The 14268-nt window shown below is 62.4% G+C and carries 13 protein-coding genes; 4 read left to right on the forward strand and 9 right to left on the reverse strand.

Features of this window, described 5'->3' with window-relative positions; translation table 11 throughout:
• Positions 1-86 precede the first annotated feature (86 nt).
• The 7 genes from tauD to RGM2987_RS17375 form a co-directional block, all read right to left on the reverse strand.
• Positions 87-929 (reverse strand): taurine dioxygenase, encoded by an 843-nt coding sequence (tauD, locus tag RGM2987_RS17345; RefSeq protein ID WP_245143559.1) that lies wholly within the window; start codon positions 927-929, stop codon positions 87-89.
• A gap of 46 nt (positions 930-975) precedes the next feature.
• Positions 976-1815 carry a taurine ABC transporter permease TauC gene (gene tauC / locus RGM2987_RS17350; RefSeq protein WP_245143560.1) on the reverse strand — a complete coding sequence of 280 codons (840 nt, stop codon included), beginning with the start codon at positions 1813-1815 and terminating at the stop codon, positions 976-978.
• Entirely contained in the window at positions 1812-2606 is a 795-nt protein-coding gene (gene tauB / locus RGM2987_RS17355; protein WP_245143561.1) for a taurine ABC transporter ATP-binding subunit, read from the reverse strand. The genes tauC and tauB overlap by 4 nt, the downstream gene beginning before the upstream one ends.
• 21 nt (positions 2607-2627) lie before the next feature.
• Positions 2628-3605, reverse strand: coding sequence for a taurine ABC transporter substrate-binding protein (gene tauA, locus RGM2987_RS17360; protein WP_245143562.1), 978 nt, complete (start codon positions 3603-3605; stop codon positions 2628-2630).
• Positions 3606-3843: 238 nt separating this feature from the next.
• Complete coding sequence (gene gshA / locus RGM2987_RS17365) at positions 3844-5427, reverse strand: glutamate--cysteine ligase (RefSeq protein WP_245143563.1); 1584 nt, start codon at positions 5425-5427, stop codon at positions 3844-3846.
• Positions 5428-5596: 169 nt separating this feature from the next.
• Positions 5597-5980, reverse strand: coding sequence for a PaaI family thioesterase (locus tag RGM2987_RS17370; RefSeq protein WP_245143564.1), 384 nt, complete (start codon positions 5978-5980; stop codon positions 5597-5599).
• The gene (locus tag RGM2987_RS17375; protein WP_245143565.1) at positions 5980-8304 is read right to left on the reverse strand and encodes a Tex family protein; all 2325 of its coding nucleotides are present in this window, start codon (positions 8302-8304) and stop codon (positions 5980-5982) included. Before RGM2987_RS17375 ends, RGM2987_RS17370 begins: the two co-directional genes overlap by 1 nt.
• Positions 8305-8661: 357 nt before the next feature.
• Between RGM2987_RS17375 and ompR the strand changes: the two genes are divergently transcribed.
• Together ompR and RGM2987_RS17385 are read left to right on the forward strand one after the other, a co-directional pair.
• Positions 8662-9402 carry a two-component system response regulator OmpR gene (ompR, locus tag RGM2987_RS17380; protein WP_245143566.1) on the forward strand — a complete coding sequence of 247 codons (741 nt, stop codon included), beginning with the start codon at positions 8662-8664 and terminating at the stop codon, positions 9400-9402.
• A gap of 115 nt (positions 9403-9517) precedes the next feature.
• Complete coding sequence (locus RGM2987_RS17385; RefSeq protein ID WP_245143567.1) at positions 9518-10831, forward strand: ATP-binding protein; 1314 nt, start codon at positions 9518-9520, stop codon at positions 10829-10831.
• A gap of 128 nt (positions 10832-10959) precedes the next feature.
• On the opposite strand, the gene rimK is transcribed toward RGM2987_RS17385, so the two are convergent.
• Complete coding sequence (gene rimK, locus RGM2987_RS17390) at positions 10960-11865, reverse strand: 30S ribosomal protein S6--L-glutamate ligase (RefSeq protein WP_215003541.1); 906 nt, start codon at positions 11863-11865, stop codon at positions 10960-10962.
• Positions 11862-12326 carry an ATP-dependent zinc protease gene (locus RGM2987_RS17395; protein WP_280639973.1) on the reverse strand — a complete coding sequence of 155 codons (465 nt, stop codon included), beginning with the start codon at positions 12324-12326 and terminating at the stop codon, positions 11862-11864. The genes rimK and RGM2987_RS17395 overlap by 4 nt, the downstream gene beginning before the upstream one ends.
• Positions 12327-12570: 244 nt before the next feature.
• On the opposite strand from RGM2987_RS17395, the gene RGM2987_RS17400 reads away from it, so the two are divergent.
• Positions 12571-12975, forward strand: a complete 405-nt coding sequence (locus RGM2987_RS17400) for a S4 domain-containing protein (protein WP_245143568.1) — start codon at positions 12571-12573, stop codon at positions 12973-12975.
• Positions 12976-13243: 268 nt separating this feature from the next.
• Entirely contained in the window at positions 13244-14146 is a 903-nt protein-coding gene (hslO, locus tag RGM2987_RS17405; protein WP_245143569.1) for an Hsp33 family molecular chaperone HslO, read from the forward strand.
• Positions 14147-14268: the final 122 nt, after the last annotated feature.

The raw sequence follows: 14268 nt of genomic DNA on the forward strand, positions 1-14268 counted from the left end.
ACGATTCAAAAACCCGCATCTGGCAAAGTTCTAGGGCCTGCTTCGCAGCCCAGCGGGAGCAAGCTCCCTCGCCACAGGGTTGGTGTTTACCTGAAGAACGGCACATCCCCCAGTATGGTCGCCCGGTGCATCACTCGTCGCGCCGGGCGGTAGTCATCCACTGCAAAGTGCTGGGTCACGCGGTTATCCCAGAACGCCACGTCATTGGCCTGCCAACGCCAGCGAAGGGTGAACTCCGGGCGGGTGGCGTGGGCGAACAGCAGTTTCAGGATCGCCTCGCTTTCGCTTTCCGACAGCTCGTTGATGCGCGTGGTGAAGCCTTCGTTGACGAACAATGAGCGCCGTCCACTCACCGGGTGAGTGCGAATCACTGGATGGGATAGCGGCGGGTTCTTGCGGCGCGCTTCTTCCCAGCGCGCCAAGTCCTCGGCGGTGTTGCCGAAGCGCTCCAGCGGAAAGGATCGGGTGAAGTCGTGGGTCGCCGTCAGGCCTTGCAGCATCTGCTTCAAGGGCGTCGACAGGGCTTCATAAGCCGCGATGCCACTGGCCCACAAGGTGTCGCCGCCGAACGCCGGCAGCAGCTTGGCGCTGAGCACCGCGCCCAGGGCGGGGGTGGGCAGGAAGGTCACGTCGGTGTGCCACACGGCGTTGTCGCGCACATCGGTGACCGCCGTGTCGAGCACCAGGACTTCGGGCTGCTCCGGCACATTGGGGTAGATCGGATGAATATGCAGGTCGCCGAAGTACGCGGCGAAACGCGCCTGTTGCTGCGGTTCGATCGGCTGCTCCCGAAAGAAGAGCACCTGATGCTCAAGCAGTGCCTGCTCGATAATCTCGCGATCCTGCGCGCTCAATGGCTGGCTGATATCGATCCCGTCGATTTGCGCGCCGAGGGCGCTGCTCAATGGGGTAATGCTCGCACGGTTCATCGCTATGTCTCGCTTGGCGCCGAATCGTCGGCGTGGTCATTGGGGATCAATGGGCCTGGCCATGCCATGGCACCAGTTTGCGTTGCAGGGCGCGCAGGCCCATTTCCATGGCGAAGGCGATTAGTGCGATCACCAGGATGCCCAGCACCACCACATCGGTCACCAGGAACTGCGCCGCTGACTGCACCATGAACCCCAGGCCGCTGGTGGCGGCGATCAGCTCGGCAGCCACCAGCGTCGACCAGCCCACGCCCAGGCCGATGCGTATCCCGGTGAGAATGTCCGGCAGGGCGCTGGGCACGATCACATGGCGAATCAACTGGATGCGCGTGGCACCCAGCGATTGCGCCGCCCGCAGTTTGGCCGGGTCGACGGTGCGCACGCCGGTGGCGGTGGCGATGGCAATCGGCGCGAAGATCGCCAGATAAATCAGCAGCACCTTCGACAGCTCGCCGATGCCGCACCAGATGACGATCAATGGCAGATAAGCCAAGGGTGGAATCGGTCGGTAGAACTCAATCAGCGGATCGAGCACACCCCGGGCAATGCGGTTGGCACCAATCGCAATGCCCACCGGCACCGCCGTCAAAATGGCAAACAGCAGGCCCAGGCCGATTCGCTGGAGGCTCGCGCCCAGGTGTTGCCAGAGCGTGGCGTCCATGTAGCCGCTGGTCGCCAGCAGCCAGCCTTTTTGCAGTACTGCCAAGGGCGAAGGCAGGAACAGCGGTTCGATCAGCCCGCTGGCGGTGATCGCCCACCAGACGGTCAGCAAAGCGATCAGTGTCAGGCTGCTGATCCAGCGGATACCCAGCTTGAACCGTGACCCGGTGACTGGGCGCCTGGTCGCGGGCTCACCGACCAAGGCAGGAACTTCGTAGCTGCTCATGCGCGCTCCTGTTGCCGAGTGGCGCTGCGTTGGGAGAAGACTTTGGCGAGTACATGCTCGCGGGTTTCGATAAAGCGCGGGTCGGATTTGATCGAGCGGGCCGACTCCCCATCGCCGTAGCGGCGACCGAAGTCCAGGCTCAAGCGCTCGACGACCTGCCCCGGGTTGGGCGCCAGCAGGATCAGGTCGGTGGCGAGGAAGACTGCTTCTTCAATGTCATGGGTGATCAGGAACACCGGTTTGGCGGTGCGCTGCCAGACTTGCAGCAACAGCTCCTGCATCTGCTCGCGAGTGAAAGCGTCCAGGGCACCAAAAGGCTCGTCCATCAACAGCAGGCGTGGGTCGGCCGCCAGCGCTCGGGCCAGGCCGACGCGCTGCTTCTGGCCGCCGGACAACTGCCAGACGCGGCGTTGCTCGAAACCGGCCAGGTCCACCAGGGCGAGCATTTCCCGGGCCCGGGCTTCGCGCTTTGACTTGGGGACGCCGGCCAGCTCCAGGCCGAACCCGACGTTCGCCAACACGTCTTGCCAGGGCAGCAGCGCATCGTCCTGGAACACCACGCCGCGTTCGGCACCCGGACCCTTGATGGGCACGCCGTCCAAGGTGATCTGTCCGGCGCTGGGCTCGACGAATCCGGCGATCAGGTTCAACAGCGAGGTCTTGCCACTGCCGGACGGGCCGAGGGCTACCAGCAATTGCCGGGGTCCCAGGGTCAATGAAATATCCTCCAGTACAGGTTCCGCTGCACCGGGGTACTGTGCGCTGATGCGCTCCAGCTGTAGCAAGGCCATTGCGATGTCTCCCGAATGTGATCAGCGAGTGATGTATTTGGCGCTGACGTACGGCGCGTAATCCGGCAGTACGGCTTCGACCTTGCCTTGCTCCTTGAGGAACGCCGCGGTGTTGGTAATGGCCTGGGTGGTTGGTGCGCCGAGGCTCACCACCTGGTCGGCGGCCAGCGGATAGACGTTGCCCTGCAGCAACAGTGGGATGTCAGTGGCCTTGGCGCCGGAGAGCTTCACCAGTTTGTCGATGTTGGACGCATCGGCCAGCCAGGCCTGCGGATCCTTGCGGTACTGGGCGTAGGCGTCCAGCGTGACCTTGGCGAAGGCGGTCACGATTTCCGGGTGCTTCTGGGCGAAGTCCTTGCGCACGATCCAGGCGTCAAAGGTCGGCGCGCCGAACTGGGCCAGTTCGGCGGAGGTGATCAGCACCTTGCCGTTTTCCTTGGCTACGCCCAGGGCCGGGTCCCAAACGTAAGTGGCGTCGATATCGCCGCGCTTCCAGGCCGCGATGATGGCCGGTGGCGCCAGGTTCAGGATGGTGACTTTCGCAGGATCGATGTTCCAGTGCTTCAACGCGGCGAGCAGGCTGTAGTGACCGGTGGACACGAACGGTACGGCGACCTTCTTGCCAATCAGGTCCTGCGGGGTCTTGATCCCGGAACCATCGCGAGCCACCAGCGCCTCGGCGGCGCCGATCTGGGTGGCGATGAGGAAAGTTTCCACCGGAACCTTGCGGGTGATGGCGGCGGTCAAGGGGCTGGAACCGAGGTAGCCGATCTGCACATCACCCGAGGCGATGGCGGTAATAACATCGGCGCCGTTATCGAACTTGCGCCAGTCGATCTTGGCCTGGGTGGCTTTTTCATAGGCACCGCCGGCCTGGGCCGCTTTGGCCGGGTCGACCGTGGTCTGGTACGCGACGGTCAGGTCGGCCGCCTGGGCGAAAAGACTCGCTGCGGCCAGGGAGGCGGCCGCGAGAAGGCGAAGGGGGAAACTCAAAGTCATGGGAAAGCTCCTCAACAGGCCACCGGATGTTTGGTGTTGGAGGAGACTAAATGATCTAAGAATCTAAAAATAAATAACTTTTTAGAATGAGCTTATCAGCGAAAAAATTAGCGAATGGCGAGCACATGCTGTTGTGGCGAGGGAGCTTGCTCCCGCTCGGTTGCGCAGCAACCGCAGAATCTTGAGCCTGCTGCGCAGTCCAGCGGGAGCAAGCTCCCTCGCCACAAATCAGAGTCGTTCAGTTACTGATCGCCAGAATGCTCGCCTGGTACGAACCCACGAACACATCGAAATCACCCACCTCGTTCTGCTCAAGCTCGGTTTGCTGGACCAGGGATTGGCGGGCGGCCTCTTCGAATGCGTCCTGCTCCTGGGCGGGCAACGGCTCGGCGCGGAAGAACTCGGCGTGGGCCTTGCTCTGGCGCCGGGAGAACTGGGCGAAGCTTTCCTGATGCTCGGCCATGGCGGCCAGCACCTGGGCGGAAGGCGTCAGGGATGGATCGCGCACCTTTGCCAATTGCGCGTCCAGCGCCTGGCGATGGGCGTCGCCACCGTGGCTCTGGTCGAGCAACGAGGCCAGCGGCGCGATTTTTTCCAGCAGTTCGATGGCCCAGGCCTGCATGTCCACCGCCTGGCCACAGCGCTGCAATTGCAGGCCAGGCTTGCGGCCTTCCTTGACCACCGTCAGGAAGTTGGTTGTCGCGTTGCCGCAGTCGTTGTTTTCCAGTTGCGGGCTGTCGTTGAGGCCGCAATACAACAGGAATGCATCGAGGAAACGCGATTCAGTGAGGTCGATGCCCATCGGAAGGAACGGGTTGATGTCCAGGCAGCGTACTTCGACGTACTGGATACCCCGGGCCATCAAGGCCTGGATCGGCCGTTCGCCGGTGTAGGTCACGCGTTTGGGGCGGATGTTGGAGTAGTACTCGTTTTCGATCTGCAGGATGTTGGTATTGAGCTGGACCCATTCGCCGTTCTGATGGGTACCGACCTCGACATACGGCGCGTAGGGTGTCGCCACGGCCTTGCGTAGGCTGTCGGTGTAGCTCGCCAGGTCGTTGTAGCAAGGCGTGAGGCCGGCCTGGGCGTTGCTCTGGTAACCCAGGTCGCTCATGCGCAGGCTGGTGGCGTAGGGCAGGTACAGCGTGTCGGGATCGAGTTGCTCCAACTGGTGCGGACGGCCGCGCAGGAAGCCGGCATCCAGGGCCGGTGAGGCGCCGAACAGGTACATCAGCAGCCAGCTGTAGCGGCGGAAATTACGGATCAGCGCGATGTAGGCCGAGGACTGGAAGTCGCGGTCGCTGACATCGGCGGCTTCGTCCTGGCGCAGCAAAGGCCAGAGCTTTTCCGGCAGCGAGAAGTTGTAGTGAATCCCGGCGATGCATTGCATGGTCTTGCCGTAGCGCAGGGCCAGGCCCTTTCGGTAGACATACTTGAGCCGACCGATGTTCGAGGTACCGTAGTACGCAATCGGGATGTCTTCCTCGGCCGGCAGCGGACACGGCATCGAGGGACTCCACAGGTATTCGTCGCCCAGTTTGCTGTAGGCGAACCGGTGGATCCGGTCGAGGCTGCGCAGGGTGTCGGCCGGGTCGGCCAGGGCCGGGGTGATGAACTCCAGCAGCGACTCGGAGTAGTCGGTGGTGATCTGCTCGTTGGTCAGCGCCGAACCCAGGGCCTTGGGGTGCGGGGTCTGGGCCAAGCGGCCATTCTCCGTGACGCGTAGGCATTCACGCTCGATGCCGTGCAGGCACTGTTCGAGCAGGGAGAGGTTGGCGCGCTCACCGAGCAGGGCCAGGCGGCGGTTTAAAAGGTCGCTCAAGTTGAATTCCTTCACGCGTCAGTCGCCCCAATATGGGGGTGGGCTGGACGGTCTACAAGGGTGAAGTTAAAACTGGCGTTTTCGCCTGGTTATTGAGCGCCATATTCCCTGTGGGAGCGGCGGCGCGGCATTCATGGCGCCGAAATTAACTCAAATCGAGGGTGGGGAGCTATAGGACAGCGAACGTGCCTTGCGCTTTTGCGACCAGTTTGTCGCCTTGCATGACCTCGGCCTCGACCACCAATGTGCGCCGGCCCGGATGGATCACCCGGGCGGTGCACAGCACTTCGCCCTCGGACACGGCGCGGATGTAGTTGATCTTGCATTCGATGGTCGCGCTTTGCTGGTCAAAGCCATGGACGCTGGAGCAGGCCAGGCCCATGGCAATGTCCACCAGGCTGAACAGCGCCCCGCCGTGCAGCTTGCCGCCACGATTGCGCAACGGTGCCTCAAGGCTCAGGGCGACTTGCGCCACCCCTTCCTCAAGACTGTGCAGGCGGCAGCCGAGCAGCTTGAAAAAAGCGCTTTCCACCAACCCGGCTGGTACGTCCATCAGCGTTTCTTCAACTGCTTGGCGTTGGCGAACAACGAGGCCATGGCGTTGTTGGCCGGGGCCGCGGTGGCGGTTTCCTTGCGTGGAGCGGTGTTCTGCGGCTGGCGCGGCGTCGAGCCCGGACGAGCGCCACGGGCCCCGTCGACTTTTTCGCCCGGCGTGTCGCTCATGCGCATCGACAGGCCGACGCGTTTGCGCGGGATGTCGACTTCCATGACCTTCACTTTCACCACATCACCGGCCTTCACGGCTTCGCGCGGGTCCTTGATGAATTTCTCCGACAGCGCCGAAATATGTACCAGGCCGTCCTGATGCACGCCGATGTCGACGAACGCACCGAAGTTGGTGACGTTGGTCACCACGCCCTCGAGAATCATCCCCGGTTGCAGGTCCTTGAGGTCTTCGACGCCTTCCTGGAACTCGGCGGTCTTGAACTCCGGACGCGGGTCGCGACCCGGTTTTTCCAGCTCCTGCAAGATGTCGGTCACGGTCGGCAGGCCGAAGGTTTCGTCGGTGAATTTTTTCGGATCCAGGCGCTTGAGGAACGCCGCGTCGCCGATCAGCGAGCGGATGTCGCGGTCGGTCTGGGCGGCGATGCGTTGCACCAGCGGGTAGGCTTCGGGGTGGACCGCCGAGGAATCCAGCGGGTTGTCGCCGTTCATGACGCGCAGGAAGCCGGCGGCCTGTTCGAAGGTCTTTTCGCCCAGGCGCGGGACTTTTTTCAATGCGGCGCGAGTCTTGAATGCACCATGTTCGTCGCGGTGGGTGACGATGTTCTGCGCCAGGGTGGCATTGAGCCCCGAGATCCGCGCCAGCAACGCCACCGAAGCGGTGTTCACGTCTACGCCCACGGCGTTCACGCAGTCTTCGACCACGGCGTCCAGGCCGCGGGCCAGTTTCAATTGGGAAACGTCATGCTGGTACTGGCCGACACCGATGGATTTCGGATCGATCTTCACCAGTTCCGCCAGCGGATCCTGCAGGCGACGAGCAATGGACACCGCGCCACGGATCGACACGTCCAGGTCCGGGAACTCCTTGGAGGCCAGTTCCGACGCCGAGTAAACGGAGGCACCGGCTTCCGAGACCATCACTTTGGTCATCTTCATGGCCGGGTATTTCTTGATCAGCTCGGCGGCCAGTTTGTCGGTCTCGCGGCTGGCGGTGCCGTTGCCGATGGCGATCAGGTCCACCGAATGCTTGGCGCACAGGGCGGCGAGCACGGCGAGGGTCTGGTCCCACTTGTTGTGCGGCACGTGCGGGTAGACCGTGGCGTGGTCCAGCAGCTTGCCGGTGGAGTCCACCACCGCCACCTTGCAACCGGTGCGCAGGCCCGGGTCCAGGCCCAGGGTCGCGCGAGGGCCAGCCGGGGCGGCCAGCAGCAGGTCGTGCAGGTTGTGGGCGAAGACGTTGATCGCCTCGGTCTCGGCGCTGTCGCGCAACTCGCCCAGCAGGTCGGTTTCCAAGTGGGTGTAGAGCTTGACCTTCCAGGTCCAGCGCACTACTTCGGCCAGCCACTTGTCAGCGGGGCGGTTCTGGTTCTGGATGCCGAACTGCTGGCCGATCATGCCTTCGCACGGGTGCATGGTGCCGGGCAACTCATCACCGACTTTCAGCGCGGAGCTGAGGATGCCTTCGTTGCGGCCACGGAAAATCGCCAGGGCGCGGTGGGATGGCATGCTCTTGAGCGGCTCGTCATGTTCGAAGTAATCGCGGAACTTCGCCCCTTCCTCTTCCTTGCCAGCGATCACGCGGGCGCTGAGGATGGCTTCCTGCTTGAGGAAGTTGCGCAGTTTTTCCAGCAGGTTGGCGTCTTCGGCGAAACGCTCCATGAGGATGTACTTGGCGCCTTCCAGCGCGGCCTTGACGTCCGCCACGCCTTTTTCGACATTGACGAAGCGCGCCGCCTCGACTTCCGGGGTCAGGCTCGGATCGTTGAACAGGCCGTCGGCCAGCTCACCGAGGCCGGCTTCCAGGGCAATCTGGCCCTTGGTGCGGCGCTTTTGCTTGTACGGCAGGTACAAGTCTTCGAGGCGGGTCTTGGTGTCGGCCAGCTTGATGTCGCGCTCCAGCGCCGGGGTCAGCTTGCCTTGCTCCTGAATGCTGGCCAGGATGCTGATGCGCCGTTCGTCGAGTTCGCGCAGGTAGCGCAGGCGCTCTTCCAGATGACGCAACTGGGTGTCATCGAGGCTGCCGGTCACTTCTTTCCGGTAACGGGCGATGAAAGGCACTGTGGAGCCTTCATCGAGTAGCGCGACGGCCGCTTCGACCTGTTGCGGGCGTACGCCGAGTTCCTCGGCGATGCGGCTGTTGATGCTGTCCATAAAACCACCTGACAAATGATGAAATCAGGCTCGCCACCGCAGCAGTGGGGCTCGGCGAGACTGGTTGAGCGGCCTGGCATGGTCCGCTGCCTGGATCAACAGGCTGGCTGTTGACCCGCGAAATTCAGAAAGTGCTGCCGGCCAGGGGAAAATACCCGCCGGGTGATGAATAACCGACATTCCCTGGCACAAAAGGCCGCGCATTATAACCAGCGTTCCGTGCTTAGGGAGTGGTGCGTGGTCTGTAGGCTCAATCCGCGGATTTGTGGAGTTGGAGGAAAAATCTGCTAACAATGCACTCGGGTGCGTATAACGGCAGCTAGGCCATAATGCGCGCCAAGATCAAAGGAGCTTCCTATGAGCAGCACTGCACAAACTGCTGAAGGCGAAAAAATTCTTATCGTTGACGACGATCCTGGGCTGAGCAGCCTGCTGGAGCGTTTCTTCGTCAGCAAGGGCTACCGCGCCCGTACCGTACCCAATACCGAGCAAATGGACCGGCTGCTGGCCCGTGAGGTTTTCAACCTGGTGGTGCTTGACCTGATGCTGCCCGGGGAAGACGGCCTGACCGCTTGCCGCCGGCTGCGCGGCGCGAACAACCAGATCCCGATCATCATGCTGACCGCCAAGGGCGACGAGCTGAGCCGTATCAAGGGTCTGGAACTGGGCGCCGACGATTACCTGGCCAAGCCGTTCAACCCGGACGAACTGATGGCCCGGGTGAAAGCGGTCCTGCGTCGCCAGTCGGCTCCGGTGCCTGGCGCGCCGGGCAGCGAAGATGAAAGCGTGACGTTCGGCGACTACGAATTGTCCCTGGCCACTCGCGAGCTCAAGCGCGGCAATGAAGTCCACATGCTTACCACCGGTGAGTTCGCGGTGCTCAAGGCTCTGGTGATGAACGCTCGCCAGCCGCTGACCCGCGACAAGTTGATGAACCTGGCCCGGGGTCGAGAGTGGGACGCGCTGGAGCGCTCCATCGACGTGCAGATTTCCCGTCTGCGCCGGATGATCGAACCCGATCCATCCAAGCCGCGTTATATCCAGACGGTCTGGGGCGTGGGGTATGTCTTCGTGCCGGATGGCGCCGCCGGCAAGTGATCGGTGATTTGTAGGAGCGGGTGGCCTGGTAGTTTGAATATTTTTCCTACCAGGCGACTCGCGGTCCGTCATTGTGCGAGCATCGTTCGCTCCTGCAAGTGTGTAGCGGTTATTCATGAAAACCCCCGTTTGGTTCCCCCAGAGCTTTTTCTCCCGCACCCTCTGGCTGGTGCTGATCGTCGTGCTCTTTTCCAAGGCGCTGACGCTGGTGTACCTGCTGATGAACGAGGACGTTCTCGTGGACCGGCAGTACAGCCACGGCGTGGCCTTGACCTTGCGGGCCTACTGGGCGGCGGACGAAACCAACCGAACGAAGATCGCCGAGGCGGCCACCCTGATCCGCGTGGTCGGTGCCGGTGTCCCAGAAGGTGAACAACACTGGCCCTACAGCGAGATCTATCAACGGCAAATGCAGGCTGAGCTGGGTGCCGACACCGAGGTCCGCCTGCGCATGCATTCGCCTCCGGCGCTGTGGGTGCGGGCCCCGAGCCTGGGGGATGGCTGGCTGAAGGTGCCGTTGTACCCGCATCCGCTGCGCGGGCAGAAAATCTGGAACGTGCTCGGCTGGTTCCTGGCCATCGGCCTGCTGTCTACGGCCTCGGCATGGATCTTCGTCAGTCAGCTCAACCAGCCGTTGAAGCGGCTGGTCTACGCCGCCCGCCAGCTGGGCCAGGGCCGTAGCGTCCGATTACCCATCAGCGACACGCCCAGCGAGATGACCGAGGTCTACCGTGCCTTCAACCAGATGGCCGAGGATGTCGAGCAGGCCGGGCGCGAGCGTGAACTGATGCTTGCCGGTGTTTCCCACGACCTGCGCACACCGCTGACGCGGCTGCGCCTGTCCCTGGAATTGATGGGCGAGCACACCGACCTGACGGACGAAATGGTCCGCGACATCGAAGACATGGACGCGATCCTCGACCAGTTCCTGGCGTTCATTCGCGACGGTCGCGATGAGTCCGTGGAAGAGGTTGACCTGAGTGACCTGGTGCGGGAAGTCGCTGCGCCGTATAACCAGGCCGATGAGAAAGTGCACCTGCGCCTGGAACCGATCCAGCCGTTCCCCTTGCGCCGCGTGTCGATGAAGCGGCTGTTGAACAACCTGATCGGCAATGCCCTGAACCACGCCGGGTCCGACGTCGAAGTCGCGGCCTACGTCTCCGGGGATACCAGTGCGCCATATGTGGTACTGAGTGTCATGGACCGTGGGGCCGGCATCGATCCGTCGGAGCTGGAAGCGATTTTCAATCCTTTCACCCGCGGCGACCGCGCCCGGGGCGGGAAGGGCACGGGGCTGGGCCTGGCCATCGTCAAGCGCATTGCCTCGATGCATGGCGGCAATGTCGAATTGCGCAACCGCGTCGGCGGCGGCCTGGAAGCGCGGGTGCGCTTGCCGTTGGGGTTGATGCTGCCTCGGGATGCGGTTTAGCGAATCTCTTTCAGGCGTGAGCCTGATGTGGGGGCGGGCTTGCTCGCGAACGCGGTCTGACATTCAATATTTATGTCGACTGAACCACCGCTTTCGCGAGCAAGCCCGCTCCCACAGGTTTTTCCTGGTTAACCCTTGCCCTTGGTCCGGGTCATGTTCGGCCCGCCATTCTTTTCCAGATGCTCGATGATGATCCCCGCCACGTTCTTGCTGGTGGTGGTCTCGATCCCTTCCAGGCCGGGCGAGGAGTTGACTTCCATCACCAACGGTCCGTGGTTGGAGCGCAGGATGTCCACGCCGGCCACGGCCAGGCCCATGACTTTTGCGGCACGCAGCGCAGTCATGCGTTCTTCCGGGGTGATCTTGATCAGGCTGGCGCTGCCGCCGCGATGCAGGTTGGAACGAAACTCGCCGGGCTTGGCCTGGCGTTTCATCGAGGCAATCACCTTGTCGCCCACCACGAAGCAACGAATGTCCGCGCCACCGGCTTCCTTGATGTATTCCTGGACCATGATGTTCTGCTTCAGGCCCATGAACGCTTCGATCACCGATTCCGCCGCCGTGGCGGTCTCGCACAGGACCACGCCGATGCCCTGGGTGCCTTCCAGCACCTTGATCACCAGCGGGGCGCCGTTGACCATGGCGATCAGGTCGGGGATGTCGTCGGGGGAGTGGGCGAAGCCGGTCACGGGCAGGCCGATACCCCGGCGCGACAGCAACTGCAGCGAGCGCAGCTTGTCCCGGGAGCGGGCAATGGCCACGGATTCGTTGAGGGGATACACGCCCATCATTTCGAACTGGCGTAACACGGCGCAACCGTAAAACGTCACCGATGCGCCAATGCGCGGAATCACCGCATCGAAGCCTTCCAGCGGTTTGCCACGGTAGTGGATCTGCGGCTTGTGGCTGGCAATGTTCATGTAGGCGCGCAGGGTGTCGATCACCACCATTTCATGGCCTCGTTCGGTCCCGGCTTCAACCAGGCGACGAGTGGAATACAGACGCGGGTTTCGCGACAGCACAGCGATCTTCATGCAACACCTGTGGCAGAGGTAGTGGACACCGGAAACACCGGTTTATCTTGAACGTATTTGTTGCCTGGACTGACCACCAACTGGCCGTCGATCAAGGCTTTGGAACCCAGCAACAGGCGATAGCGCATGGATTTTCGGCAGGCCAGGGTGAATTCGACCCGCCAGATCCGATCGCCCAGCGCCAGCGTGGTGCTGATCACGTAGCGGACCTGGGCGTGGCCGTTGGAGCTTTTTATGGTCTTGCGCGCCACCAACGGGGCTTCGCAGCGTCGATGGCGCAGTTGCACCACCGTGCCCAGGTGCGCCGTGAAGCGTACCCACTTCTCGCCATCGCGCTCGAAGGGTTCGATGTCCGTGGCGTGCAGGCTGGAGGTGCTGGCGCCGGTGTCGATTTTCGCCCGCAGGCCCGCGACTCCCAGGTCCGGGAGCGCCACCCACTCGCGCAGGCCGACAACAGTCAAATGGTCAAAAGTCTTCAATAAAAAAACCTGCGATCAGTACATCGGATCGTGGACTCCGCGAATCGCGGTATTCACGCAGAATAATCACAAAATGGCGACAGTTATCTACCCACCTGTTTCCGCTCGTAACTTTCAGCACAGGGGGCTGGAGTCGGCTCGGCGGCATTCTATCTGTCGGCCCCGATTCGTGCGCTCGACAAAAACGGTAGTACAGTTCTGACTGTTGGCGGAAAGAGGAATTGCAGTGACACAAAAAAATGCAGAGGACGACAAGGTCCGGCTCGATAAATGGCTGTGGGCGGCGCGGTTTTATAAGACGCGCGCGCTCGCCAAGGCCGCCATCGAAAGCGGCAAGGTCCATCACCGGGGCGAGCGTTGCAAGCCAGGCAAGGAACCTCGTGTCGGCGATGAGTTCGTCATCCGTGCAGGGTTCGATGAAAAGACCGTGGTGGTCGAGGCCCTGTCGATCGTGCGTCGCGGCGCGCCTGAGGCGCAGGCGCTGTATCGGGAGACCGAAGCAAGCATCGCCAGGCGCGAAGCCGCGGCGGCCCAACGCAAGGCTGGCGCCCTGGGTGTCAGCACCGATGGCAAACCGAGCAAGAAGCAGCGCCGGGACCTGTTCAAGTTTCGGGGCGACAACAGCGAATGAGACATTTGCCATGGGGTGGCATAGCTCTATGGCCAGAGAGTTTTCCTGTGGCGAGGGAGCTTGCTCCCGCTGGGACGGTCCGACGCCTCGGGCGAAGCGGCCCCAAGATTTTTGCGGTCGCTGCGCAACCGAGCGGGAGCAAGCTCCCTCGCCACGATGCTTGCGCCAGTCCCTTCCCGTCAGGCAAACCCAAGCGTTGCTTGGAACCCACCCTGAATGCCCATAAAATGCCTGCCATTAATTGTCATCACCTCAGATACCAGACCCTATGACTGATCTACCGGACACCGACTTCACCCAACGTTTCATCTTCGATGACAGCGACGCCCGCGGCGAGCTGGTGTCGTTGGAGCGTAGCTACGCGGAAGTCCTCGCCAAGCACTCCTATCCGGAGCCGGTCGCGCAACTGCTCGGCGAACTGATGGCGGCAGCGGCGCTGTTGGTCGGCACCCTGAAGTTCGATGGTTTGCTGATCCTGCAGGCCCGTTCCGAGGGGCCGGTGCCACTGTTGATGATCGAGTGCTCCAGCGAGCGCGAGATTCGTGGCCTGGCGCGTTATGACGCCGAGCAGATCGCGCCCGATGCGACCCTGGCGGACATGATGCCCAACGGCGTATTGGCCCTGACGGTCGACCCGACCCACGGCAAGCGTTATCAGGGTATCGTCGATCTTGATGGGGTGACTCTCGCTGACTGCTTCACCAACTATTTCGTCATGTCCCAACAGACCAACTCGCGGTTCTGGCTCTACGCCGACGGGCGGCGCGCCCGCGGTTTGCTGCTGCAACAACTGCCCGCCGATCGCATTCGCGACCCGGAAGAACGCGACGCCAGTTGGCAGCACGTCACCGCTCTGGCCAGCACCCTGAGCGCCGATGAGTTATTGAGCCTGGACAACGAAACCGTACTGCACCGTCTCTACCATGAAGAGCAGGTGCGCCTGTTCGACGGCCAGGCGTTGCGCTTCCAATGCAGTTGCTCCCGTGAACGTTCCGCCAATGCGCTGGTCAGTCTGGGTCTGGAAGATGCGCAGCAACTGGTGATCGAGCATGGCGGCGCCATCGAGATCGATTGCCAGTTTTGCAACGAGCGCTACCTGTTCGATGCGGCGGACATCGCTCAATTGTTCGCCGGTGCGGGTGTCGACACGCCGTCAGATACTCGTCACTAAAACGCTTCAGCGCAGGTAAATCTCCTGGCAAACGCCGGATTTACGCCGTACTGACGGGAGGGCCCTACTCTTTTTGGGCTTTTCTGGCATAATCCGGCCCACTTTTTTCGGGTAGTAGTGCG

The sequence above is a fragment of the Pseudomonas sp. RGM2987 genome (assembly GCF_022952855.1).
In the GTDB taxonomy this organism is placed as follows: domain Bacteria; phylum Pseudomonadota; class Gammaproteobacteria; order Pseudomonadales; family Pseudomonadaceae; genus Aquipseudomonas.

Excerpts from the sequence above, each read along its gene's own strand:
- tauD (WP_245143559.1), bottom strand. The coding sequence starts at position 929 with ATGAACCGTGCGAGCATTACCCCATTGAGCAGCGCCCTCGGCGCGCAA.
- tauC (WP_245143560.1), bottom strand. The coding sequence starts at position 1,815 with ATGAGCAGCTACGAAGTTCCTGCCTTGGTCGGTGAGCCCGCGACCAGG.
- tauB (WP_245143561.1), bottom strand. The coding sequence starts at position 2,606 with ATGGCCTTGCTACAGCTGGAGCGCATCAGCGCACAGTACCCCGGTGCA.
- tauA (WP_245143562.1), bottom strand. The coding sequence starts at position 3,605 with ATGACTTTGAGTTTCCCCCTTCGCCTTCTCGCGGCCGCCTCCCTGGCC.
- RGM2987_RS17370 (WP_245143564.1), bottom strand. The coding sequence starts at position 5,980 with ATGGACGTACCAGCCGGGTTGGTGGAAAGCGCTTTTTTCAAGCTGCTC.
- RGM2987_RS17375 (WP_245143565.1), bottom strand. The coding sequence starts at position 8,304 with ATGGACAGCATCAACAGCCGCATCGCCGAGGAACTCGGCGTACGCCCG.
- ompR (WP_245143566.1), top strand. The coding sequence starts at position 8,662 with ATGAGCAGCACTGCACAAACTGCTGAAGGCGAAAAAATTCTTATCGTT.
- RGM2987_RS17385 (WP_245143567.1), top strand. The coding sequence starts at position 9,518 with ATGAAAACCCCCGTTTGGTTCCCCCAGAGCTTTTTCTCCCGCACCCTC.
- rimK (WP_215003541.1), bottom strand. The coding sequence starts at position 11,865 with ATGAAGATCGCTGTGCTGTCGCGAAACCCGCGTCTGTATTCCACTCGT.
- hslO (WP_245143569.1), top strand. The coding sequence starts at position 13,244 with ATGACTGATCTACCGGACACCGACTTCACCCAACGTTTCATCTTCGAT.